This window comes from Alteromonas lipotrueae (genome assembly GCF_019249255.1).
GTDB classification, from domain to species: Bacteria; Pseudomonadota; Gammaproteobacteria; order Enterobacterales; family Alteromonadaceae; genus Alteromonas; species Alteromonas lipotrueae.
Map to the genome: position 1 here is coordinate 333,307 of NZ_JAESDJ010000002.1, position 23,747 is coordinate 357,053.

Annotated in this window: 19 protein-coding genes; 9 read left to right on the forward strand and 10 right to left on the reverse strand. The window is 44.9% G+C overall.

What is annotated here, in order from left to right; translation table 11 throughout:
- Positions 1–60: 60 nt before the first annotated feature.
- Positions 61–1,860: a cation:proton antiporter gene (locus tag KYS23_RS04890; protein WP_218418162.1), complete on the reverse strand. Its 1,800-nt coding sequence runs from the start codon at positions 1,858–1,860 to the stop codon at positions 61–63.
- A 248-nt stretch (positions 1,861–2,108) separates the two neighbouring features.
- On the opposite strand from KYS23_RS04890, the gene KYS23_RS04895 reads away from it, so the two are divergent.
- Positions 2,109–2,972: a hypothetical protein gene (locus KYS23_RS04895; RefSeq protein ID WP_218418163.1), complete on the forward strand. Its 864-nt coding sequence runs from the start codon at positions 2,109–2,111 to the stop codon at positions 2,970–2,972.
- A 114-nt stretch (positions 2,973–3,086) separates the two neighbouring features.
- Positions 3,087–3,674 (forward strand): hypothetical protein, encoded by a 588-nt coding sequence (locus tag KYS23_RS04900; protein ID WP_218418164.1) that lies wholly within the window; start codon positions 3,087–3,089, stop codon positions 3,672–3,674.
- A gap of 20 nt (positions 3,675–3,694) precedes the next feature.
- Here KYS23_RS04900 and KYS23_RS04905 read toward each other — a convergent pair whose 3' ends face one another.
- Together KYS23_RS04905 and KYS23_RS04910 are read right to left on the reverse strand one after the other, a co-directional pair.
- Positions 3,695–5,605: a methyl-accepting chemotaxis protein gene (locus tag KYS23_RS04905; protein WP_218418165.1), complete on the reverse strand. Its 1,911-nt coding sequence runs from the start codon at positions 5,603–5,605 to the stop codon at positions 3,695–3,697.
- A 325-nt stretch (positions 5,606–5,930) separates the two neighbouring features.
- On the reverse strand, positions 5,931–8,126 hold the full coding sequence (locus KYS23_RS04910; RefSeq protein WP_218395661.1) for a M3 family metallopeptidase: 2,196 nt from the start codon (positions 8,124–8,126) through the stop codon (positions 5,931–5,933).
- A gap of 325 nt (positions 8,127–8,451) precedes the next feature.
- Here KYS23_RS04910 and KYS23_RS04915 point away from each other — a divergent pair, with 325 nt between their 5' ends.
- A complete protein-coding gene (locus tag KYS23_RS04915; protein WP_159528231.1) occupies positions 8,452–8,970 on the forward strand; it encodes a YgjV family protein in 519 nt (172 codons plus the stop codon).
- A gap of 178 nt (positions 8,971–9,148) precedes the next feature.
- Here KYS23_RS04915 and purU read toward each other — a convergent pair whose 3' ends face one another.
- Both purU and thpR read right to left on the reverse strand, forming a co-directional pair.
- The gene (gene purU, locus KYS23_RS04920) at positions 9,149–10,003 is read right to left on the reverse strand and encodes a formyltetrahydrofolate deformylase (protein WP_218418166.1); all 855 of its coding nucleotides are present in this window, start codon (positions 10,001–10,003) and stop codon (positions 9,149–9,151) included.
- A gap of 139 nt (positions 10,004–10,142) precedes the next feature.
- Positions 10,143–10,796 (reverse strand): RNA 2',3'-cyclic phosphodiesterase, encoded by a 654-nt coding sequence (thpR, locus tag KYS23_RS04925; protein WP_218418167.1) that lies wholly within the window; start codon positions 10,794–10,796, stop codon positions 10,143–10,145.
- A 204-nt stretch (positions 10,797–11,000) separates the two neighbouring features.
- Between thpR and hrpB the strand changes: the two genes are divergently transcribed.
- Positions 11,001–13,634, forward strand: coding sequence for an ATP-dependent helicase HrpB (hrpB, locus tag KYS23_RS04930; RefSeq protein ID WP_218418168.1), 2,634 nt, complete (start codon positions 11,001–11,003; stop codon positions 13,632–13,634).
- Positions 13,635–13,662: 28 nt separating this feature from the next.
- Here the strand turns inward: hrpB and KYS23_RS04935 are convergent, their stop codons facing one another.
- Together KYS23_RS04935 and KYS23_RS04940 are read right to left on the reverse strand one after the other, a co-directional pair.
- Positions 13,663–14,889 carry a lytic murein transglycosylase gene (locus tag KYS23_RS04935; protein ID WP_159528237.1) on the reverse strand — a complete coding sequence of 409 codons (1,227 nt, stop codon included), beginning with the start codon at positions 14,887–14,889 and terminating at the stop codon, positions 13,663–13,665.
- Positions 14,890–15,016: 127 nt separating this feature from the next.
- A complete protein-coding gene (locus KYS23_RS04940) occupies positions 15,017–15,220 on the reverse strand; it encodes a hypothetical protein (RefSeq protein WP_218418169.1) in 204 nt (67 codons plus the stop codon).
- Positions 15,221–15,521: 301 nt separating this feature from the next.
- Here KYS23_RS04940 and mrcB point away from each other — a divergent pair, with 301 nt between their 5' ends.
- Complete coding sequence (mrcB, locus tag KYS23_RS04945; protein ID WP_246604301.1) at positions 15,522–17,792, forward strand: penicillin-binding protein 1B; 2,271 nt, start codon at positions 15,522–15,524, stop codon at positions 17,790–17,792.
- 209 nt (positions 17,793–18,001) lie between these two features.
- On the opposite strand, the gene KYS23_RS04950 is transcribed toward mrcB, so the two are convergent.
- The gene (locus KYS23_RS04950) at positions 18,002–18,289 is read right to left on the reverse strand and encodes a hypothetical protein (protein WP_159528243.1); all 288 of its coding nucleotides are present in this window, start codon (positions 18,287–18,289) and stop codon (positions 18,002–18,004) included.
- A 440-nt stretch (positions 18,290–18,729) separates the two neighbouring features.
- Here KYS23_RS04950 and KYS23_RS04955 point away from each other — a divergent pair, with 440 nt between their 5' ends.
- Positions 18,730–19,146, forward strand: a complete 417-nt coding sequence (locus tag KYS23_RS04955; RefSeq protein WP_159528245.1) for a hypothetical protein — start codon at positions 18,730–18,732, stop codon at positions 19,144–19,146.
- A gap of 246 nt (positions 19,147–19,392) precedes the next feature.
- On the opposite strand, the gene KYS23_RS04960 is transcribed toward KYS23_RS04955, so the two are convergent.
- Positions 19,393–20,307: a DUF808 domain-containing protein gene (locus tag KYS23_RS04960; RefSeq protein WP_218395651.1), complete on the reverse strand. Its 915-nt coding sequence runs from the start codon at positions 20,305–20,307 to the stop codon at positions 19,393–19,395.
- A gap of 172 nt (positions 20,308–20,479) precedes the next feature.
- Here KYS23_RS04960 and KYS23_RS04965 point away from each other — a divergent pair, with 172 nt between their 5' ends.
- A complete protein-coding gene (locus KYS23_RS04965; protein WP_218395649.1) occupies positions 20,480–21,223 on the forward strand; it encodes a helix-turn-helix transcriptional regulator in 744 nt (247 codons plus the stop codon).
- 214 nt (positions 21,224–21,437) lie between these two features.
- Positions 21,438–22,319 (forward strand): DMT family transporter, encoded by an 882-nt coding sequence (locus KYS23_RS04970; protein ID WP_159528251.1) that lies wholly within the window; start codon positions 21,438–21,440, stop codon positions 22,317–22,319.
- Between the two features lie 17 nt (positions 22,320–22,336).
- Here the strand turns inward: KYS23_RS04970 and KYS23_RS04975 are convergent, their stop codons facing one another.
- On the reverse strand, positions 22,337–23,167 hold the full coding sequence (locus KYS23_RS04975) for a hypothetical protein (protein WP_159528253.1): 831 nt from the start codon (positions 23,165–23,167) through the stop codon (positions 22,337–22,339).
- Between the two features lie 224 nt (positions 23,168–23,391).
- On the opposite strand from KYS23_RS04975, the gene glnK reads away from it, so the two are divergent.
- A complete protein-coding gene (glnK, locus tag KYS23_RS04980; RefSeq protein ID WP_013785695.1) occupies positions 23,392–23,730 on the forward strand; it encodes a P-II family nitrogen regulator in 339 nt (112 codons plus the stop codon).
- The last annotated feature ends 17 nt before the right edge of the window (positions 23,731–23,747 follow it).

Consider the following 23,747-nt stretch of genomic DNA (forward strand, 5'->3'; position numbering starts at 1 on the left):
GTTCTCCAGGGAGATGCACCCTGCTTAGGCAGGGTGCCATCTTAACCCGCTAGCATCTTCTTACACTGCTTCACCTTCAGGTAAAATCAAACTAATTACTCGCCATCCTGCCTTAGGGTGAATGCTGTTCCCATTCACGAATGTGAAGCTTTTTCCTTCAACATCTATGGCTATTAATGGTGTGGCTCTATCACCATATTTTTCATTATATTGCGCGAATGTGAACTCATCAGACAGCCGTGTGGTTTTAATACTGGCGTTACGAGCAATCGCTGACGCCAAATACCCATAAGTCACACCTTCATCAAATAAGGTGAGGCGTTTTGCATATTGCTCACTTACTTGGTGACTTGGGCGGGTAGACTGTTCGTTGCTTGTCAGTGCCCACACCTTATCTTTGCCCATGGTATTTTCGAAATGATACGCAATGGGGGGATTAAGTTGTTTGTAAGGTGACATAATTAACACCGTACCAAAGCTAGCGATATCGAGATGACGAGCTGCGTGATCTGACATGGGGTTACCAAAATACACTGGAATATCCATCATTCGGGCTTCTCGAATGGCATCCCAGTTGGTATCTGCAACGGTAACGCTCAGCTCTTGCTTAATCATTTCATCAGCAAGCAGTCGGTTAAACTTACTGCCACCGAACACTAGGTAAGCGGTAGGGGCAGGGGCTCTTACTTTCAGCAATTGGGCGACACTTCGAGAAGTCAGGCTTTGAACAACGACGGTAGCAATAATCACAAGAAAGACCATGGGCACGATAATGCCAGCACCCTCGTAGCCAATTTCTTCAAGCTTTAAAGAAAACAACGCAGATACGGCTGCGGCCACAATGCCGCGGGGTGCAATCCAGCTCAGCAAGGCCAACTCATTAAGTTTAAGACCTGTGCCAATAGAGGACGCTGCTACCGATAATGGGCGAGCAATGAACATGATTGCGCCAAGCACAATAAGCGCTCCCCAACCTACATCCGCAATAGATTGAAGGCTAAGACGGGTAGCAAGTAATATGAATAAGCCTGAGATGAGCAGCACACTCAAGGTTTCTTTGAACTCTAAAATGTCTTCTACTTCCACGTTCTTCATGTTGGCTAATACCATGCCGGTAATGGTAACGGCCAATAGTCCAGATTCATGTGCAACATAGTTTGACGCTGCAAACACGCCGAGAATAATGGTTAAAACCGCGGTGTTTAATAAGTAATGCGGGATCCAATCTTTGCGGATAGAAAGCCCTAGCAAATAACCTGAACTAAAACCAAGCAGGAAACCAATTCCGATGGTTTTTCCAAAGGTGATAAAAGTGTGGGAAATAGCATTGCCTTGAGAGGCGACGATAAACTCAAACACGAGTACGGCCAGCAGGGCACCAATGGGGTCGATGACAATGCCTTCCCATCGTAGGATGCTTGCCAAGTTAGATTTAGGCCGCACAGTTCGCAGCATGGGCACTATCACGGTGGGGCCAGTTACCGTCACAATAGCACCGAATAAAAAGGAGAGTTGCCACGACAAGTCTAGACTGTAATGCGCTGCAACAGCGGCTATGACCCAGGTGACTAATACACCCACACTACATAGGTTGCGAACCATATTGCCATGACCAGCAATATCACCAAACTTAAGGGTAAGGGAACCTTCGAACAGAATAATAGCAACGGAAAGCGATACAACCGGGAACAAAAGGTCGCCAAAAAGCGCGTCTGCGTCAAGCACACCAAATACAGGGCCAACCACAATACCTACAATTAAAAGCGGTAAGATGGCAGGTAAACGAACTTTGTACGCGAGATATTGGCAGCTAATCGACAATAAGCCAACGGCAACCAAAGACATGAGTGGATCTGACAATGCGTGTTCCCTTCTTTATATAATTATAAGGATATAGTTATACTTATACTGTTTTGCGGCCCCATCATATAGCAACTTATGTTCATGCCGACAGAGACTTTCGTATAAGCACAATATGATTAAAACAGAGTTTAGCCTATGAGGGATCAATTCGCTTATATTCAACGTTGTAGCGGAAGGGGAAGCATAGTATTTTAAGGCTTCATTAATTACGCGCCAAAGAGCGCCTTATCAACGGACTATCTACGTTGCTTAATCACTCATTTTTACCTGTAGCAGTTGCTACGTTTTTTTCACTCTCGTTACTTACTGGTTGTGCTGCTTCATACCCAGAAGCTCAGACAAAAATTTCAGTAGGTGAGCTAACGGTGCTTCCTGATGCATTGGAAGAAACATCAGGGCTGTTTTGTAATGCGTCAACGCTCGTTAGTTTGAACGACTCTGGAAACAAACCGGAATTGTTTCATCTATCTTATGAAGGCAAGGTGGTCAAAACCGATAGAATGGCGTTAGACAACATCGATTGGGAAGCCGTTACAGCAAGTTCAACCCATTGGTATGTTGCGGATGTGGGCAACAACAAAGGCCGCCGTGAGAGTCTCACCATTTATAAGGTTAATAAAAACGACCTTAACGATTTTGTAACAATGACAGTAGCCTATGAAGGCAACAATCCAAGTAGCAATATGCCTTACGCTCATGATTTTGATTCAGAGGCCATGGTGTATGCCAATGGAAAGTTAATACTGTTTTCGAAAAGCTGGCGTACTGGCGTGGCAAAGGTATACGAAGTTAACGAATCTACAGAGCCCCAGACACTAACCGCGTTTGCGCATATCGAAGGTTTGCCAGGTGTTATTACTGGAGCCGATTATGATGCTGCCCGTAATCTATACGTCATCGTAGGCTATAAATCTGACCCCTTTGGTAACTTTGATACTTTCATTGCGCAGGTTAATAGTCAGTTTGTTCCTATCAACATTTGGCCGTTACCTGCCTATAAACAAGTAGAAGGTGTATGTGTTGACGACAACGGCAATTACTGGTTTTCAGAAGAAGCGACGGGGCATCGCAAGGCATCACTTACCAAAGTTACCATTAGCCAAAAATAAATTTGTCTATAATTTAAACACTTGAGGGGAGTTAGCATAATGGCTAATTCCCACGCTTTTCGCTTCATGGTTATATTGGGGTCTACTTTGCTTTTGCACATTAGGTACCGAATAATGCTTCGATCTTCTCAGCTTCTTGTGATGCTTACCGCACTTCAATGTGTATGGTTATCGATGTCTGCATCTGCCTCAGCGGTCGAAGATGCTGAGCAATGGTTGAGCGAATATGTAAGTTTTGATGATACCTTTTCCATTGCGCTATCTAAAAATAAGATTAGATTTAAAGGCTGTAAGCAAAAGCAGTATCAGTTGGTGGTAAACCAGCAATTTACTAAACGCTTCAATGTAGAAGCCATTGTTCACTATAACAAAGGCTTACTCGATTATGGGGTACTCGCTCAGCGGGTTAAAAGCCATGAATTTGAGGTGGTGAGTTGGTGGGATAAAGGAAGTTACCGGGTTGGGTTAAGCCACAAAATTCGTCCTGAACATGAAATTTCCATTCCCGTTGCGGAAGTGATTCAACTCCCAACAAGTACTACGGCTAGTGTGTATTTTGAAGTTCCACTCATGGAGGACAAACACACGCTGACAGTTGCGGCTTCTAGAGAGTCGTGGAAGTCAGATAGTGCAACAATCCAGTTGCCGTGGAACGAAGCCCACGACAACCAGGTAAAACTTCAATACGTCATCGCGTTTTAACGCCAACTGCATCTAGCGTCTTATAGTTTAAACTGACTCACTTCTTGGGCCAGTTCGTTTGCTAGTTCGTCGAGCTTCTCGCTAACCCCTACCAACACATGTGTGGCATTAAGGGTTTCATCACTCGATGAACTTATCTCATTAATACTCCGGCTAATATCTTCAACGACGGTCGCTTGTTGCTCTGTAGCGGTGGCCACTTGGGTATTCACATCATTAATCAGCACAATTTCCTCGGCAATTTTCTGCAGAAGTTTATCGATATCATCGGTAGCGCCAACCACGTCTTTGGTTTGTGCTTTGCTATCTTGCATTTGAGAAACGGCCGTTTTTGAGTCTAGCTGGAACTTATCGATTTTAATTTGAATCTCATCGGTAGCGGCAGCCGCACGTTGAGCAAGGGTACGAACCTCATCGGCAACCACAGAGAAGCCTCTGCCATGATCGCCAGCCCGAGCGGCTTCTATAGCTGCATTCAGCGCAAGCAAGTTAGTTTGTTCTGAAATGCTGCGAATAGTATCAAGTATGCCGCCGATAGCCGCTGTGTGTTCATCAAGGGAGTGAATAACCTCGGACACACTTTCTACTTGCGTAGAAAGATTCGATATTGCGTGCACGGCTTTTTGGGTAAATAGGCGGCCTTCTTGCGAGCTTTCCGTCGCACGATTGGCATTTTGTGCCGCATAGGTAGCTGACTGGGCTACTTCAGTTACCGTACTGCCCATTTCAGTTAACGCTGTTGCTGCCTGCATGGTTTGGTCTCGCTGACTGCGAGTAGAGCGTTCATTTTGCTGAGATTGGCTTGCCACTTCTTGAGCCGAAGTTTTAAGGGCTTGGCTAGTTTTGGCTACCGATACAATAGTGCGGTGAAGGTGGTCGATAAAACTATTGAAGCCTTCAACCAGTCGCGCGGTTTCTCTTTGTTCTGGTACGTCAATTCTTGAACGCAAATCGCCTTGCCCTTTTCCAAGTTGCTGGAAAATATCAGCCAGTGATTCGATAGGCTTAGTGAGTGAAGATGCCAGCCAAATACCAAGCAGTGCGAACAAGCCCGCGATGGCAATAGACCACAAAATAATCTGCCGACTGCCTGCATTTAACGAGGCATAAAGCTCTTGCTCTGGTACTTGTGCAACCACGTACCAACCTGACTTTTCAACGTACGTGCTGGCAAAAAGGACGTCATCGGCGTTTACTTCGCTGGTTGCCATCGCAAAATCACGTTGTTGCAGTAAAGACCGCGACGCATCTGCGCCACTAATGGCACTCAGTTTGGATTTTCCCAATAGGCTAGTATCAGGGTGGGCAATAATAGTGCCTTCGCCATCAACCAAATACACATAGCCAGTTTGGGCAATTTTTACCGCGTTAATAATATCTAAAAGCTCGTCTACAGACTTCGCGACGCCAGACATGCCTCGGCCTGCGGTTTGTTGGAAGTTTGCGAACAACCTATAACCTTGACCCGGTTCGTTATACAAGCTAAGTGAAATTGGCGTACCACTATCACGGTAAGTAAAAAACCATCCGTCAAATTCGTCATTCTTTAGCACCCGTAAAAAACCGTCTTGGTTCCAATACTTAGTGGTTTTTCTATCGACGAAAGAGGCCACGGTTAAGTCGTTGAAAGTCACGATGTCGTTTAGATAAGCGATAAGTCGCTTTTCACCTGAACTATCAGCGCCAGCGGCCGACCAGGCTAAAATGTCTGGATTGGACGCAATGCCATGGGCAACAGAAAGCATCACGCTGGCTTCTCTGTCGACCTGATTGCCAATTTGCTTCAACAGTGAAGGAAGTTGAAGCTGTTCCATGTTTTCTTTTACTAAGTCTCGGGCTATCCATTGGCTAATTGAGCCTACCAATATTGAGGCTGCCAACACAGCCACCATCAGTGAAAGAATCAGTTTTTGTTTAATACTCAAAGTCATAACTTCCGACCATATTTTGACTGCTGAAATAACGACGCTGCACTGCAGGCACAGTCACGTCTTGGGCGTTGTGTTATTACTGTTAGCGTCTACTTTACTGCTTAGTTGCAGGTTATTAATCACTTCATGAAACACGAGGAGAGGTAGTGCGCACTAGTTTTTTTATTATTGTGTTTATATCGGCTGAGGATCGCGAATTATTATACTTTCGACGTACAAAAGCCGATAAGATGATTTTGAAGTTAAATTGACCGAAAGGTCAAGAAAAAGCCGCGAAATGAGGTGAATTTCTCAACTTCGCGGCTTTTTTAGGGAGGTTTAACGATTAATCTTCGCTTTTATCTTCAGGAATTGGGAAACCTCTGTCGCGCATTAATGCGTCAACTTTGGCATCGCGGCCACGGAATTTGCGATAGGCTTCAGCTGGATCCATCGCATTACGAACCGAAAAGAGGTACTTCACTAAGCGATTGCCCACTTCTTCGTCGTAAAATCCACCCGGTGCTTCCATAAAGGCTTCTGATGCATCAGCTGTCAGCACTTCTGCCCACATATAACCGTAATAGGCTGCGGCATAACCTTCACCAGAGAACACGTGACCAAAGTGAGGTGTGCGGTGACGCATAACAATCTCTTCAGGCATACCGAGTTTTGTAAGCTCTTCACGTTCAAAGGTATCGGGCTCAATAGTAGCCGGATCAGTGGTATGGTACTTCAAATCCATAATGGCAGAAGCCATATACTCAGTGGTTTTGAAGCCTTCATTAAAGGTTGATGCCTTCTTAATCTTAGCAACAAGTTCAGCAGGAATAGGTTCACCCGTTTCATAGTGTACTAAGAATTGATTAATGACTTCGTCGGTGGTTAACCAGCGCTCTAAAAGTTGCGACTGGAACTCAGTGTAATCACGTACGCCTGAGTGCGAAGAGGGGTATTTCACATCAGCAGATAAGAAATGCAGTGCATGACCAAATTCGTGGAAGTAGGTTTCTGCATCATCAAATGAAATGAGTGTTGGCTCGCCTTCAGCCCCTTTTACGAAGTTAGAGTTGTTAGAAGACAACACCGTCTTTTTGCCGTCGAAGGTTGTTGACGAGCGATAAGTTGTGGCCCATGCACCAGAGCGTTTACCTTTGCGAGAAAACGGATCTAAGTACCATAAACCAATGTGTTCACCGGAATCTTTATCGGTCACTTCCCATACTTTAACGTCTTCGTGGAATACAGGCACTTTGCCTTCTTCCACTGGGGTAAAGTTGAAATTAAACAAACGACCAGCAACGTAGAACATAGCATCGCGCAGTTTATCTAGCTGCAGGTATTGCTTCACTTCGTTTGAGTCTAGGTCGTACTTGGCTTGGCGAACTTTCTCGGCATAAAAACGATAGTCCCAAGGGGCAATAGTGATATCAGCGCCTTCAGCGTCAGCAATGGCTTGCATATCGGCCACTTCTTGTTCAACACGTGCAATGGCAGCGGGCCAAACCTTCATCATAAGATCCATGGCGTTTTCAGGATTCTTTGCCATACGGTCTTCTAAGCGCCACTGGGCATAGTTTTCATACCCGAGTAATTCCACTCGCTCATCACGCAATGTCAGAATGCGTTTGATAGTTTCGTTATTATCAAATTCATCTGCGTTGTCGCCACGGCTGTAATAGGTGTTCCATACTTTTTCGCGTAATTCACGGTTAGTAGAATAGGTTAGGAACGGATCCATGGAAGAACGGGTGTTTGTTATTGCATATTTATCCGGCTCACCACGGCTCTGGGCGGCAGATTTAGCGCCTTTTACGAAAGATTCAGGCAAGCCACCTAATTGGTCTTCAGTAATATAGGTTACGTAGTTCTCTTCATCCGCCAGTACGTTATTTGAGAACGACGTATAGAGGGTTGCTAATTCTTCATTGATTGCGGCATAGCGTTTTTTCGCTTCGCTGTCTAAGGTGGCACCATTGCGTGCGAATTCGTTGTAAGTCATCCAAGCAATGCGCTGTTCTTCTTCGGTAAGAGTCGAGCGTTCTTCTGACTCATAAACCGCTTTAACACGTTCGAACAACTTTTCGTTTTGTGTGATTTTGGTAGAAAATGCAGACAACTTAGGCGACATTTCTACTTGGATGGCGCGAAACTCGGGGCTAGATTTATTCGCACTCCAAATGCCGTAGTAACGAAAAACACGACTAAGCTCGCTACCCGAACGTTCCATAGCCACAATCACATTTTCAAATGTGGGGGGCTCAGGGTTATTCGCAATCTCATCAATCTCTTTAAGGTTTAGTTCCATTGCTTTTTCAAGAGCGGGTTTTAAGTCTTCCAATTTCATTTTATCGAAAGCGGGCACGCCACCATACGGGCCTTTAAACTCTTGCAGTAGCACATTGTCGAACTGATGAGTTTCTTGTGCTGCAGCAACTTCAGTAGTGTCTGCTGAGGTTGCCTGAGGTGCTTTTTGTTCTGAGCAGGCACCCAGTGCAACCACTACCGCCATGGCAGTAAGTGAAGTTTTAAATTTTCCCATTATTATTTCCTGTCTTATTATGGTTATGATTTCTTTTATTGTTTATTATCGTTAGGTCTACACGCACTAGTAAAGCAGATCAATTTCACCGATTGAAGCGTTAATTAAAATCTCACACATTCAATACTATGCCATTGTAAAAATAACGTAAATGTCTCTTAACGTATTAAGCCGCTAGGCTAACGAGAATGCGAGTAGTAGCGCCTAAATGACACTCGTCGAAAAGGCTAAAAAAACCATTGAAAGTTTTAGACTAATCACTACACTTCGCGCCAATACATAATGGAATTTCTGCCTCACTTGTTATCTATGAAGGAGCATCGGCGTGTTTGAATTATTGCTTCATACAATCCCTGTATTGTTTGCTATTGGGTCGTTTTGGTCTAATACAGAGCGCAAGCTTTTATTTTTGAATTTAGGGTTGTGTGTGGCGCTAGCCAGCTTACTTGCTTTCGAGCAAGCGTGGGGTGGGGCTGTTGTTATTACTGTGGCAGGCTTAAGTACAACATACCGTATTGTAACTCAGAAGCTTTTACCCGCGTACGCTACTTATATTATTCTGACGTTGATGACCGTGCTAGTGGCAAGTATTAATACCCTTACGGGAAAAACAGGGCTATTAGAACTTATGCCAGTAATGACTTTTATGGTGTACCGATTTGGTGAACTACATTGTAAAGAGGCTGGACTACGCATTTGTATGATAGTTGGCTCGCTAAACTTTACGGTTTACGGTGTGGCCACTCAAACATGGGGACTGGCTATCACTGAGATCTTGTTTGCCATTTCAAATACGTGGTACTACGTTAAGTTGCGCAGACAAGTTGCCGCACTGACAGTATAGCGCCAAATTAGCGCCACAAAAGAGGGGTAGTGGTAAAGTTGAAATTGAGCCTGTACGCAGGTTGCAGCGTCATAAAGTAAATTTGTTCATGCCTGCCAGAATTAAAAAAGCCAGAGGAGTCACTTCACTCGTCTGGCTTTTTTTGTTTATCTAACTGCAAAATTTGTAAAACAGTGTCTTATGCAAATACCACGGTTTTATTGCGATGAATGATCACGCGATCTTCCAAATGATAACGCACGCCGTGGGCAAGGGCGGTTACTTCGCAGTCTTTCCCTTTTCTGACCATATCAACCGCGCTGTCGCTGTGGCTAATACGCTTAACGCTCTGCTCAATAATAGGGCCTTCGTCTAGGTCTTTAGTAACATAATGGCACGTTGCCCCAATTAACTTAACGCCGCGATCGTAAGCCTGTTGGTAGGGTTTAGCCCCTGCAAAGCTCGGTAAGAAGCTATGGTGAATGTTAATTGCTTTACCTTGAAGCTGTTGGCATAGCGTATCAGGCAAAATCTGCATAAAGCGGGCAAGTACCGTCAGGTCGATTTTATATTCTTCCAACAAGGTTGAGATTTGCGCAAATGCCGTTTCTTTGCCCAGCGCTTTAAAGTCCACCCAGTGAAACGGCACTTTATACCAATCGGCAAATTGCTTCATTTGCGGGTGGTTGCCAATAATGCATGGAATATCGCAATCAAGCTCACCGGTGTGCCAGCGATGCAGTAAATCAACCATACAGTGAGACTCCACGCTACCTAGTAAGGCAACGCGCTGCTTTTTACTTGAATCAGAGAGTTTCCAATTCATTTGGAATTCGTTAGCCAAGGGCGCAAATTCTGCTAAAAAGCTGTCGTAATCTAACCCAATAGAATCGGCACCAATTTCATGGCGCATAAAGAATCTACCGGTTTGTAAATCCGTGTGATGGTTAGCTTCAACGATGGTGGCACCATGGCTAGCTAAGAACTGAGAAACACTGGCAACTAAGCCAATTTGGTCAGGGCAATCTATTACTAATCGAAACGTTTGTTGCATGGAATTGAGGTCTCACTAAATAAGACCCCCTTTTTACCCAGCTACGCCAGTGAAGTAAAGGCTTTTAGGGTGAAAAAGCCTAACTGAAATAGGCTATTTTGCTATAAATAATATCACCCGATGAATGATCGTTTACGAACTACTCATCATTAATTCCTCTGCGTAGCTTTTCACGCACCGACATACTGTGCCTTAAACTCCAACTTTGCCTAATGGGGTACGTAACTCCTTGGGGGGTAGAGACAGATTCAAATAAGTGAAACGCCGATGCGTGCATTTCAACATGCGGTGTATACAAGGGCACAGGAAGCGCCGCCGTCGCTTTTCGAATGACGGTAACATGTGGCGAAAACCCTTTATTATCAACCTCTATAGCCGCAGCTCTGGCAGCTTTGCGGGTAGATTTCGCTAATGCCATTAGCTCTGCTGGCGGCGACTGAGGTGCGGCGAAAAGAATTTTAGGGCCGTTCCAAATACCCGTAGTGTCTAACGTTAGGGAAAACGGCGTATGTACTAACACGTCTAGTTCAGCGACTAACGCTTCATGCTGACGGTGAGTAATATGGCCGAGAAAACTTAAGGTCATATGGTAATTGGCTGCGTTAACCGCATAAGGTTGGGATGCGCCTGAGTCGCGCCTTTTACCTTTGTTCCCTCTGCCTTCCTTTTTAGCTCGGCCTTCAGAAAGATTGAACATGTTGCGGGCTGTCACCTCTGGGAGGGCTTGTTGCCGCCAACTATCAAGGGCTAACTTTTCTGTTGAATGTAAATCTAAACCAATGAAACAACGCATACCCACTCCTCTATCTACGTGTAATTAAGTCAACACGTCCTAGTTAATAGAAAATGAATTAAACCCTAATGGACATATCGTCAGGTGTCTCTATTTCGCTGTGCTTACTCTAGCCGTGCTTGTTTTAACGTAATGCAGAACTTCTGCTACAGGTAAATTCAAGTACAATAGTGTGAGAAGTTTATCTAGGTATTGCAAACCTTTATGTTACAGCCGTTATTACATTTACCCGCCGCCCAGCTTATTGAACCCGTTAACAACGCGATTGGCGAAAACAACCTTATCATAGGTGCACCGCCGGGTGCAGGTAAGTCCACGGTGCTACCACTTTCTCTATTAAGCGCGATACCACAGGGTAAAGTGTTGTTGATGCAGCCTCGCCGCGTAGTCGTAAGGAATTTGGCGAATTACCTGGCAGGCATCCTCAATGAAAAAGTGGGCGACACAGTAGGTTACCGAATTAAAGGTGAGAGTAAGGTAGGAAAAACTACCCGCCTTGAACTGATAACCGAAGGTATACTCGCCAGAATGATTCAGTCTGACCCTGAGCTTACTGGGGTATCGGCCATTATATTTGATGAATTTCATGAGCGCAGCATTCATAGCGACTTCGGTTTAGCGCTAGCCCTCGACGTACAAGCGGGCTTGCGAGAAGATCTCCGCCTAGTGGTTATGTCTGCCACGCTTGATGTAGAGCCACTTACTGCATTAATGGATAATTACGGCGCTGTACCTGCAATTAACCTCAATGCAGAAGGACGAACCTTCCCCGTTAATATGCATTACAGCAAGGATGTGCTCGCCCATGAGGTGGTTAGCGCCACCGCAGAGGTGACTACCCGAGCGTTTTCTCAGCATCAAGGTGATGTACTGGTCTTCTTGCCAGGAAGCGGAGCCATTCGAGGCGTGGCACAACGACTCTCCACGCTGGTAAATAAATATGATGTGGCATTGCACTCACTCTTTGGGGCGATGGGCAAAGACGCCCAACAAGCCGCTATCAACCCTGATCCTCAAGGGCGGCGCAAAATTATTCTTGCCACCAATATTGCCGAAACCAGCTTAACCATAGAAGGGGTTAAGGTGGTGGTAGACAGTATGTGGGAGAACCAAGCCCAATATAACCCTTCCAGTGGTTTTACCCAGTTAATGCAACAGCGTATATCCCGAGCATCGGCTATTCAACGGGCTGGGCGAGCGGGACGAGTTAGCGCGGGCGATTGCTACCGGCTATGCAGTCAAAGCAGTTTTGAGCGTATGGCGCAGCATAATGCCCCGCAAGTATTACGAGAAGATGTGTCGTCCTTATTGCTAGATGCATTGCAATGGGGCGCTACGCCCGCATCATTGGGCATGTTAACCCAGCCAAGCGGCGCGCAGTTAAAGGTGGCTAATAATAACTTAACCGCCATTAATGCTCTTAACGACGAAGGCCTTAGCAAAAACCAAATAATAACCCCTTATGGGCGTACACTTTCTGGTATACCCTGCCATCCGAATTTGGCGAATCTATTAATACGATGCGCGCAAGGGGTCGAAGGACTAGAGCCTGCTATGCAGCGCGAACTCAAATGTGCTGCGCCTTTTGTGGTGGCATTAGCAGAAAACCTTGGTGGGCAGTTCGAGCAAACCTATGTTATCGATGCGCTGTTGAACCTGGATGGTCAAACGCGCAAGCAGCTTCATCAGCAAGCATCTAGATATGCAAAATATGTTGGTTTAAATGCGAACGAATTGGACATGCACGGATTAGAAGAAGAGGCGTTGGCGCTATGTATTGCTATTGCCTTTCCTGAGCGGGTGGCGTTTTGTCGGGGTCTAGCTTCTGATAAGACAAATGGAAGGCAAAAAGGACAAGGGGCTATGCAGGGGAATATGCAAGGAAAGTCCCAGCAATGCGGATACAAGCTCGCCAGTGGAAAAGGCGGCGAATTAGAGCTGCATTCCCCGCCTCAGTGGTTGGCAGTATTACATGGCCAGCAAACCGGAAATACGGTGAAGTTCAGGTTAGCTCAGCCGATTAACGAGGCTGGGCTTCGCGCCGTATTCCAGGATGAGTTTACTCACAAAAAACAAGTACGTTTTAATGTGACAAAGAAGGTCATGGAAGCACGTATTATTACTGGTTTTCATGCCATCGACTTAGCCAGTGAACCCGTATCAGGTCAAGAGAAGCAACAAGATAATCGCTTCTGGAAAAAACAGACTGCTCATGCTTGGTTCGAATATTTAGAGAACATTCCAGTAAGTGAGTGGCCACTAACTGAGAGGGACTGGCAATGGTGGAATCGGCTTAAACTTGCGGCATCGTTGAATTTACCTCAACCGCAGGCGTTCGACAAACCAGACCCTTGGCCACAGTCTTTACCAGCATTAATGCACAGCGCAAAAGAGACATTAATTGAGCCCTTAAGCCGATGTGAATCTTTGGCGAAACTACAAAAGTTACCTTGGAAAAATACGCTAAATAATGCACTTAGTTGGCCGCAGCAAGATGCTCTTGCTTCATTATTGCCTACTCATTTGTCGATACCCACAGGGCGTGATGCCGCACTTGAGTATCGCGATAACGGTGATGTGGTGTTAGCGGTTAGGATGCAAGAGATGTATAGCCAAACTGCCCCACTTACGGTGGCGGGTGGCAAAATACATATCGTGTATGAGTTACTCTCGCCAGCAGGTCGGCCATTGCAAACCACCAAAGATTTAGCAGGGTTTTGGACAGGCAGTTATTTAGCAATTCAAAAAGAAATGAAAGGGCGTTACCCGAAGCATTTTTGGCCAGATGAACCGGCTACCGCTAAACCCACTGCCAGAACAAAGAAGGCAATGGGTTAACGGGGCAAGTAAAGTCTTTTAAAAGCAGCTAGGCGCTCTTATCAACCAAGTTCAACGACTGCATCACGTTTAAACCTGGAAAACCATCAGCAATCATGTCGTTTGCTATTTGATAGTTGCGAATACCTTCGCGGGTAGCAGGGCCAATTATTCCATCGGGGGTGCCTACATCGAAGCCACGGTCGTTCAACTTTTTCTGTAGGCCAATAATATCGTTTCGGCTGTAAGCTGGTAAATCCGGAAGGGGAGCAATAATACCTGATGCGCCTGAAATTCTATCGGCTAATACGCCTACCGCAATGGCGTAAAACTCTGAATTATTCCAACGCATGATCACGCGAAAGTTTTGGTAACCCACAAACGCGGGACCGGCATGACCAGCAGGAACCACCACATACGCTTTCGTGTCGTCCTCGCCCAACGGGCTTGCATCGGCTTGTTTCACGCCGAGTTCATTCCACTGGGCTAGAGTACGGCGGTTTTTATACCCAGAGAGTTGATAATCAAAATTTTCTGGAAGCTGCACTTCCCGGCCCCAACGAAAGCCTCGTTGCCAGCCTAAACTCGCAAGAAAGTTGGCCGCAGAGGTTAGCGCATCTTCTTCACTATTCCATAAGTTGATTTGACCGTCATTGTCGCCATCTACCGCGTAATGGGTATAAGCCGACGGCATAAATTGGGTATGACCCATAGCGCCAGCCCAAGAACCTACCATTTCCTCACGGGTGAGTGACTCACGCTCAAATAATTTCACTGCTACCAAAAGCTCTTGGGTAAAGTATTTGCTTCTTCGGGGATCGCAAGCAAGCGTGGCTAACGAATCAAGAACAGGCATTTTGCCTTTGTAATTACCAAAGTTAGTTTCAAGCCCCCAGAAGGCCAGCAAGTAGTGCGGCGGCACACCGTACTTGTCACTTAATTTGTGCAGCAAGTCCTTATGCTTCTCGTACATTTCCTGGCCCTTGTTCGTGCGCCAATCGGTTACACGTTTACTAAAGTAGCCTGGAAAGGTTTGAACGAATTCTGGTTGGCTTCTATCAAGCTCAATAACACGTGCTTGGTATGCTAATGTGGGGAAAATGGCATCGACAGTGTCTTGACTGACACCTTGCTCAAGTGCTTTGTTAGCAAGTTGAGAGGTACACATGGAAAACGCCTCATCGGCCATTGCAGAAGCGGTGCACAGCCCTGACAGCAGTGCCGACATCATTGATACTGCAGTAACCCACTGCTTCCCTTTACCCTTAAAACCCATAGTTCAATTCCTGTATTGCGAGCACACATGCTATCTCAATGTGACTGTAAAACGCGAGTATAATTCAATGATGCGCTAAGGTTTATGGCAGATGATACGTAACAATATGTAAACCTACCTTGTGGCGTTATGCCGTTGGCGCTTGTTTTAAAACCCCAATGATTTCGCCATCATTGTTTAATTCAGCAAGCTCGATTAAATACCCTTTTTGAAGTTCATCTAACGAACGACCCTCTAATAGCTCTTTCACTCTGGCCGTCTCTCCCGCCACGATAGCCGATTGTAACCCTTCCATATTGGCAATAGAACTCGCCCTATTTTCAGATGTCATTATTGCTCCTTGAGTGTATGTATTCAACATTACTACGGGTGGCGTCATTGAAACGATTGATTTTAACGTGGTGCTATTTTTGTAGTTGTTGCCGAGAAGGAGCAGTGGTAGTGTTCGCTAACTTCAGAGTGTGCAGCACGCAGTTGTTTATATGCGGCTACAAAATTCTTCAGCATTCGCTGGAAATTGTGTTCAGAAAGCTGCACAATTTTTTCAGCTTCATATCATGGCATTCTCAGTGGCAAAAAAAGTGGCAAAAAAACAAACTAAAGCGGCATCCAAACCTAACTCTTTTTCAATAATGAAGCTCTTCTTACGCTTATTTCTGATAGGCGTAGTGGTACTTGGCGCCTACGCCTTTTACTTAGATGCGCAAATTAAACATGAATTTTCAGGTAATAAATGGGAAGTTCCTGCACAGATTTTTGCCCGCCCCTTAGAACTCAGTAAAGGGCAGGAAATTACTCCCACCGAAGTGATTGATGAATTAACCTTGTTGGGATATCGCAAAGTTAATGAGGCAGATGGTAGCGGCGAGTACAGTTATCGAAATGGCATTTTAAATATTCAGCGCCGCGCGTTTCATTTTCCTGAAGGGGCAGAAGGGCTTCGTCATTTAGAGATAACTTGGCAAGGCAGTCGGATTAGTCTGATTCAAGACAGAACGCAAACTCGCCCATTTGGCACTGTAAAACTTGAGCCATGGTTGGTTACGCGCATGGTCAGCGGTAGTCAGGAAGACAGAATGTTGGTCACACTGGATACTATTCCCGATATGCTGCCAAAAGCGTTAACGTTGGTGGAAGATCGCAATTTTTATAATCACCACGGTGTAGCTCCTTTATCTATATTACGGGCGCTATTAGCAAATATTGCGGCGGGCAGAACCGTACAAGGTGGTAGCACGCTTACCCAGCAATTAGTCAAAAATATGTTTCTAACCCGTGAACGCTCGATTGTGCGTAAAGCGAAAGAAGCCATTATGGCGGTGCTCATAGACGCCAGGTATTCCAAGTCGGAAATCATTCAAGCCTATTTAAATGAAGTCTTCTTAGGGCAAAATGGTGACATGGCGGTGCACGGTTTCGGGCTGGCTAGTTATTTCTACTTCGACCGCCCAGCGAATGAACTGAGCACAACTGAAATAGCAACGCTTGTGGCTATTATCAAAGGCCCTTCTTATTACAATCCACGTAAACACCCCGAGCGCGTCAAAGAGCGCCGAGACTTGGTGTTGCGTATGTTATTTGACGAAAATGAAATCGACCGCAGCCAATATGAGCGGGCGATTAATATGCCGTTAGGTTTGGCCAGTGGCGCTAGTTTGGCCAGCGGCAAACATCCTGCTTTTATGGAGCAGGTAAGACGAGAGCTTGCAGATATTCTAGCCGACTCAAGCTTGCGTGACTCCGGTGTAAAAGTGTTTACCACGTTAGATATCGTGGCTCAGCGCCGGGCAGAAAAAGCCCTCTCTGGCACGATTGCAAGTTTACAAACGAACAGAAAAAATCCCCTTCAAGGCGCGATGGTTGTGACCGACAGTGCTAAAGGCGAAGTGCGGGCCATTGTTGGCGGTAAAGATTACTCATTTAAAGGGTTTAACCGAGCGTTAGGAGCGAAGCGTCCAATCGGTTCATTAATTAAACCTGCGGTGTATTTATCAGCCCTTGAAGATCCCACTCAGTTTAATTTAGCCACGCCACTGGAAGATGAGCCTATTACGCTAGAAAGCCGTAATGGACAGCAATGGTCACCATTAAATTACGATAAAGAATTCAGAGGGCAAGTGCCGCTTATTCAAGGATTAGTTGAATCTTTGAATGTGCCTACCGTTAATTTAGGCATGCAAGTGGGGCTTGATGTTATTGCTGACACGATTGCACGACTAGGCGTTACTTCTCAGGTCAATTTGGTGCCTTCTCTTACTTTAGGGGCGGTAGAGTTAACGCCGTTTGTTACCAACCAAATGTACCAAACATTATCGAACGGCGGGCGCTATGTGCCTTTGCATACGGTAAGTTCAGTCGTAACTGCCGACAATGCACTGTTATGGAAAAAAGCGGAATTTTATGCGCAGCGAACCGATGAAGCTGCTACTTACTTACTGAACTATGCACTTTACAAAGTCACGATAGATGGAACCGCAAAACAAATAGGTGCCAACTTTGGTAACGTGAATATGGCAGGTAAAACCGGTACTACAGATGATTACCGAGATAGTTGGTTCAGCGGCTTTGACCGCAACAATGTTGTTACTGTGTGGGTAGGCAATGATGATAACTTGTCTGTAAATTTAACCGGTGCCAGCGGTGCCTTACCGGTTTTTATTAATTATATGAAGTCTCAGTCGCCTAAATCGTTATCTCGCCGCTTTCCTGATGGTCTGGGTATTGCGCACTTTGACGCGAAGACCGGTGCGGTGGTGATTGCCGGGTGTGCAGGAAGCATGAGTGTACCCGCTATTCTTGATGTATTGCCGCCGGCACAACAAGATTGTTCTGGCAATGCGGTGAGGCCTGATGGAGAAAAAGAGAGCGAAAAGAAAAGCTGGTGGGAAAGAATATTTGGATAAAAAACAGGTAGGCAGTAAAAAGCATCCAACTCAATATGCTTTTTATTGCCTCCTGAAAGCCCCAGGGAGTGGCTAAAATTTAAAAGTAGTACTAAAACTGGTCTAACATATATCGCGCTGTTGAAAACACTACAGCGCTAAGTGCAAATGCTGCTACGGGTGCCAAAATCAACATCAATAATGAGCTCGCGGTTAGCATACCTGCCTCCTTACGCGTCGTTATCGTTTTGAAACTCATCACTTTTCATTGGCGTAATCGTAATATCTGCAATTAAAGTGCTTGCTTCTGCCGCGTTCGGTTCAAAAGTATGGCTGGCCGTTAACACGTCGTACGTAATGCCTGTTGTCATATCTTGCTTTACATCTGCCATCGCACTGGCCACTAAATAATCGGTCTGCGAGGTTAGGTTACTTGTTGGTTCATCCGCCATTGCAGTGGTGGCTGTAAATGCAGTACTTAGAATCAGCGCAGTAAGTAATTTTTTGTTGGTAAACATGGGTCATCTCCTATGAGTAAAAGTGAGTCACTGCACTAAATCGGACTGCTTGGCAGTTATTTATTAAGTCGTTATCAATTAACAATTAGTTTATAGCGAGGGATGTGCCATCTTTTTATAATTAGTTAAGTTAATGATTAATATGGTATTTTATTTTTATTGTTTTTAAGGTAGGTTTTCGTAATTAACGAATTAACTAATATTTAGTTAGTTTGTAGATGTGTTTTGGTCAAAATAACTAACGCTCGTCATTGTGGGAAGTGAAAATTAAAGTGTGGCGCAGAAAACCAGAGAATATTTGTAAGGTAAGAAGATAAATATTTGGCTCAGTTATCTAAAGTATTAGACTTAATTAAAAGTGACTATCTAACAAACGTTTTAAGTCGTGCGATGACGTGCAAAGGGCCAACAACACGGAAGAAATAAGAGAGTATATAATTGTGGATATAGAAATTTCTTGGGGTGGCTATTATGCAAGTATCTCCGATGATAATGGTGAGATAACCTTGTTTCGGCTACTAGATTTCAATAGGGATGATTACCATATCGCAATTTATCAGGAGAAATTCCAGTCTATCCCGATGCTGAATGAAGTTGAAGGTTTGTCACCATTTATTGGCCACGCTCCATTTGATAGTAGATCACTACTGAACAACAAAAAAGTTCTCTTAATTGGAAGTCATCAATTATCGAAATCAGATCTGGCTGGGTACATGATCTACCTAGAGAATTTTGACGTTCCTAGTGAAGATTTAGAATTTTTAACCCAGTCGATTCTGGAGTACAGCAAGGAGCCTCCTCTTCAGTTATGGCTAACTTTGGTTGGAGAAGAACTTCAAATTAGCAAAATTGAATAGCAGTGTGAAATTGCCTAACTAGTTAACCAAAATGACGCAAAACGTTCGGCGTGAGGTTTTTAGTCGCTATTTATAGCCAAGTATTAGCGGGCCCATTGTTGAGGCGTTGGTATGACTCTCTTTCTCAATGATAAGATGCGTAGGCTAGCTTTCACATGGAGTCATTGCGCATAGAAGAGTGTTGGAAAGTACTAGGAAAGTGATAGAAAGCGTTAAAGGGGCAATAAAGTTGCCCCTTAATATTTACTATTTGCGTAGGCGACTGATAATAGTTGCGACTACAGCCAAAATCGCGCCAGCGACTAAACCCGCAAGACCATCGGCAGCAATCGCCATTACGGTAGTTATAGATGGCGCGAGTTCGCTGAACCACACTGCGGCGTGATGCAGAAAACTAATGTTGTGAGTAAGAATACCGCCGCCCACCAAAAACATGGCAATGGTGCCAACTATTGCAAGGGTTTTCATTAAAATGGGCGCGGCAATTAACAGTGCCCGACCAAAGAAGCGTTGTAGGGTGTTCATGGTACCCGTGAGTGATTTACGCAGTAAATACAGCCCTACATCATCCATTTTGACAATACCAGCAACCAGCCCGTAAACCCCTACCGTAATAGCAATGCTTAGGGCCACCAATACGCCTACCTGGGTGGTAAAAGTCGCATCTGTTACGCTACCTAGTGCAATCACAATAATTTCCGCTGAAAGAATGAAGTCGGTACGAATAGCGCCTTTAATTTTCTCTTTTTCAAACGCGACCATATCCACTTTTTCATCAGCAAGGGCATTTATTCTCGCTTCACGTTCTGCTGACTCATCATCATGAGGTAAGTATTTGTGGAGCAACTTTTCGGCCCCTTCAAAGCACAAATAAAGCCCGCCTAGTACAAGAAGTACCGTGATTAACGAGGGCACAAAAGCGCTAATAAGGAGGGCGGCAGGGACCAAGATAACTTTATTTAGCAATGAGCCTTTCGCTACTGCCCAAACAACGGGTAATTCTCTATCAGCTTTCACCCCTTGCACTTGGTTAGCGTTAAGCGCTAAATCATCACCCAGTACTCCAGCAGTTTTCTTTGCTGCCACTTTCGACATAACAGCAATGTCATCCATCAATGTTGCGATATCATCGAGAAGGGCTAATAAGTTCGCAGCGGCCACATCACATTCCTTTAAAAAACCAAAAATGCAGCATACGTTGCACTGTCATAGGTTGGCAATGTTAAGGTATAAAAAGTAATAGCTAATTTTTAATATATTGAGTTTTTGTGCCCCAATTACGTTTAACAGGGGGTGGTTAATTTAAAGCAACTATGCATACCTGTGAGGTAACGTGAAGCCGTCATTATCTATTCGTTCGTATACCCGCACTATGTGCATGCATGCTCATGACTATTACCAGTTAGTGTTACCACTTAACGGACATATCGATATAACGCTTGATCATTTTAGTGGCAGTGTAGGAGTAGGAGAGGGTATTTGTATCGCGCCTGGGTTCATTCATGGCTTTACTGCTGATGAGCTGGCGAAATTCATTGTAGCGGACTTGCAATCGGTGCCGGGCAATATTGCTGGCGGCATTTTATTTGCAGAAGGCTCTTTACCCGCTAAAGGCGCTCCCATTTTTCGAATAAGCACACCCATGCAGGCGTTTTTAGCGTACGTTGAAGTGCAATTAACACATCACATAACTTATGATGAAAATGATGCCATGCTAGGTTTGTTCTCGGCACTTTTAGCTCAACAGCAACGCGGTGTTGCCACCGATAAACGTATTGCTCCAGTGCTTTCTTGCATTCACCAAGATGTCGCCTATCCACACACTATCACGTCGCTTGCTAACATTGCCTGTGTGGGCGCAACACAATTTAAAAAGCGCTTTATAGCCGCTACTGGGGTGGGGCTAAGGGAATACCTTATTAATGTGCGCATGGAGAAAGCGCGGGCCTTACTAAGCAACACAGATATGCCTATTATTGCGGTGGCTGCAAGCGTGGGGTATGACGATGTGTCTGCGTTTACCCGTCGGTTTAAACAGCATCTGGGCATGCCGCCCTCACACTTTAAACGTCGATAGCCAAGAAGGTAACTATGATCAGTCCCTTTTATTAGCTAAGTATTTATTCGAGTAGTATTTGCCCGCAAAATATTTGAAAGCGTAGTATTCATTAACGCAGCAAAGTTTAACTGAAAATCAGGCTTTTAAATCAACCACACCGCCTTTTCTGCACAGATAGAATATACAATTACGGTTATGCTTAGGCTTCTTAACTTTTAACAATAGGCAAGTAATGGCAACGTTTATAGGGCTTGTGGCCATCATTTCGTGGGGCGTATTAGCTGTATTGGGTGTTTACGCATCGTCAGTGCCGCCTTTCCAGTTACTTTTCATCTGCTTTTCAGTTTCTGCTTTATTGCTTTTTATAAAGCGACTAATCAAGCGAGAATCTTTATACAAATTGCCTAAATTAACACTTACCCAATGGATAGTGGCTACCTGTGGTCTATTTGGATTTCACTTTTGTTATTTCCTTGCCCTTCGCTACGCACCGCCCATCGAAGCAAGCCTTATTGCCTACCTTTGGCCACTGCTGCTCGGTATTGCTGTGGCTAATGCGCATCAACGGGCGTTTGCCGTGATAGGGGGGGCACTAGGGTTTGTTGGTTGCGGAATTTTAGTCACAGGGGGTGAAAGCATTCACTTTAACAGCGAATATACACTAGGCTATGGGCTGGCATTTATTTGCGCCTTAATTTGGTCGGGTTATTCGTGGTTTATGGCTGGCACTAAAAGCGATGTTGAAGACATTGGCTGGATATCGATTGCAGTAGCAATATTGGCGCTGGGTTCCCATTTAACCCTTGAGTCAGGCCATTGGGACCTTTCATTTACCGTCTGGGTAAGTGCCATATTATTAGGTTTGGGGCCTGTAGGCGGCGCGTTTTACCTATGGGATATTGGGCTTAAATTTGGTAATCGCCAGTTGTTAGCAAGCCTAAGCTTTGCCACACCAGTCATTTCCAGTATTGCACTATTTCTATTTGGAATAAGTACACTGTCTGGCGCAATTACAATGGCAATTGCACTTATTATGCTGGGCGCGGTAATTAGCAATGCTGTACCTGCGCTAATTATAAAACGTCGACATCGGCGAGTGGCAAGCGCGCAGTAGCGTAGTTTTTTGATTCGTTATTTCGATGGCTTTTTAGCGACGCGTTCATCGATGAAACGCTCATAATCGCTGCCCTTGCTGCACTCAAGCGTACCGCCCGTAATACCACTTAAAATAGTAAGGGTTTTATTTGTTGTACCAGAGCAGTTTACTTTTTTCACTGGTCTTGCATCAAAGCTTTTATCCTCTTCGCCTTTTCTGGTATCAACAAGGTCAGGGCTTTGTATTTTTTGTCTATGGGCTTTGGCAGCTCGCAAACCTTCTTCAGCTACCACTTCCTGCTCTCGTTGATTGAAAAATTGGGCGGCACCTGCCCGAGGAGATAAATTTAAGCTACCAGCTTTTTGGTTCCTAACTGCGGCATCATTGTTGGTCGCATTGCTATCAATAGTCATCTTTTCTGGTAATTGAGTTTCTTGTACTGGATTTTCCTCCACTGAAGGACTCGATGTGCGTGGGGTTGCAATCGGCTTGTCTATTCTGGAAGTGTCTTTTGCAGAAGCGTCATTTTCAGGGGGGGGAGTAACGTCTACCTTCGGCTCAGCTTCTACCTGGTCAGCTGGGCTGATAACAGGCTGCTTTACGCTAACGGGCGGGAAATACAAGGTTGCACTAATGGGAGCAGGTTTTTGTACAGGTGTTACGCCGCTTTCAAATGTTGTGGAGAAAATGACTATTGCTAACCCAATCAGGTGTAAAAGGGTTGAGATAAGTAAGCCTTTTGCGAGTTTTCTCTTATTGCTTGCACGAAAAAACTGCGCACGTTCAGGCGCATAGTTGAGCTCTATGGAAGGGGTGATATTTGTCATACCTATTAACTGACCTGCTTCGTGACTAATTAGTTCCATCCTAATTTCATCGCTAATTTCAGTTATTTTACCTCACCACGCTCCAAAAATGGGCATTGATGGCGCAATGCACCAATATTGTGCGTTAAATGTAAATAAAATGCACATCATTTTAGTTAACTTATTGTTTTTGTTTGCTAAATATTTGTGGCACATCTCTTGGTTTACTTCCCTGTACAAGACACGAAATGTGCAAAACAACCATTAAAAAACTGGAGCAACTCATGAAACTAGTCACAGCTATCATCAAGCCGTTCAAGCTAGATGATGTTCGTGAAGCCATTTCAGAAATCGGAATTGACGGTCTAACCGTTACCGAAGTGAAAGGTTTCGGACGTCAAAAAGGACACACTGAACTTTACCGCGGAGCGGAATATCAAGTGGATTTCTTACCTAAAGTCAAACTGGAAATTGCAGTTCAGGACGATCAGGTAGATCGCTTGGTAGAAGCCATCGTTGGCGCAGCCAAGACGGGCAAGATTGGTGACGGTAAGGTATTTGTTTACGACCTTGAACAAGCCGTACGTATTCGAACTGGCGAGTCAGACACAGACGCGTTGTAAGCCAAAACGATTAATTT

Excerpts from the sequence above, each read along its gene's own strand:
- KYS23_RS04940 (WP_218418169.1), bottom strand. The coding sequence starts at position 15,220 with ATGACATCTGAAAATAGGGCGAGTTCTATTGCCAATATGGAAGGGTTA.
- KYS23_RS04900 (WP_218418164.1), top strand. The coding sequence starts at position 3,087 with ATGCTTCGATCTTCTCAGCTTCTTGTGATGCTTACCGCACTTCAATGT.
- KYS23_RS04935 (WP_159528237.1), bottom strand. The coding sequence starts at position 14,889 with ATGGGTTTTAAGGGTAAAGGGAAGCAGTGGGTTACTGCAGTATCAATG.
- KYS23_RS04970 (WP_159528251.1), top strand. The coding sequence starts at position 21,438 with ATGGCAACGTTTATAGGGCTTGTGGCCATCATTTCGTGGGGCGTATTA.
- KYS23_RS04905 (WP_218418165.1), bottom strand. The coding sequence starts at position 5,605 with ATGACTTTGAGTATTAAACAAAAACTGATTCTTTCACTGATGGTGGCT.
- KYS23_RS04910 (WP_218395661.1), bottom strand. The coding sequence starts at position 8,126 with ATGGGAAAATTTAAAACTTCACTTACTGCCATGGCGGTAGTGGTTGCA.
- thpR (WP_218418167.1), bottom strand. The coding sequence starts at position 10,796 with ATGCGTTGTTTCATTGGTTTAGATTTACATTCAACAGAAAAGTTAGCC.
- mrcB (WP_246604301.1), top strand. The coding sequence starts at position 15,522 with ATGAAGCTCTTCTTACGCTTATTTCTGATAGGCGTAGTGGTACTTGGC.
- purU (WP_218418166.1), bottom strand. The coding sequence starts at position 10,003 with ATGCAACAAACGTTTCGATTAGTAATAGATTGCCCTGACCAAATTGGC.
- hrpB (WP_218418168.1), top strand. The coding sequence starts at position 11,001 with ATGTTACAGCCGTTATTACATTTACCCGCCGCCCAGCTTATTGAACCC.
- glnK (WP_013785695.1), top strand. The coding sequence starts at position 23,392 with ATGAAACTAGTCACAGCTATCATCAAGCCGTTCAAGCTAGATGATGTT.
- KYS23_RS04950 (WP_159528243.1), bottom strand. The coding sequence starts at position 18,289 with ATGTTTACCAACAAAAAATTACTTACTGCGCTGATTCTAAGTACTGCA.
- KYS23_RS04975 (WP_159528253.1), bottom strand. The coding sequence starts at position 23,167 with ATGGAACTAATTAGTCACGAAGCAGGTCAGTTAATAGGTATGACAAAT.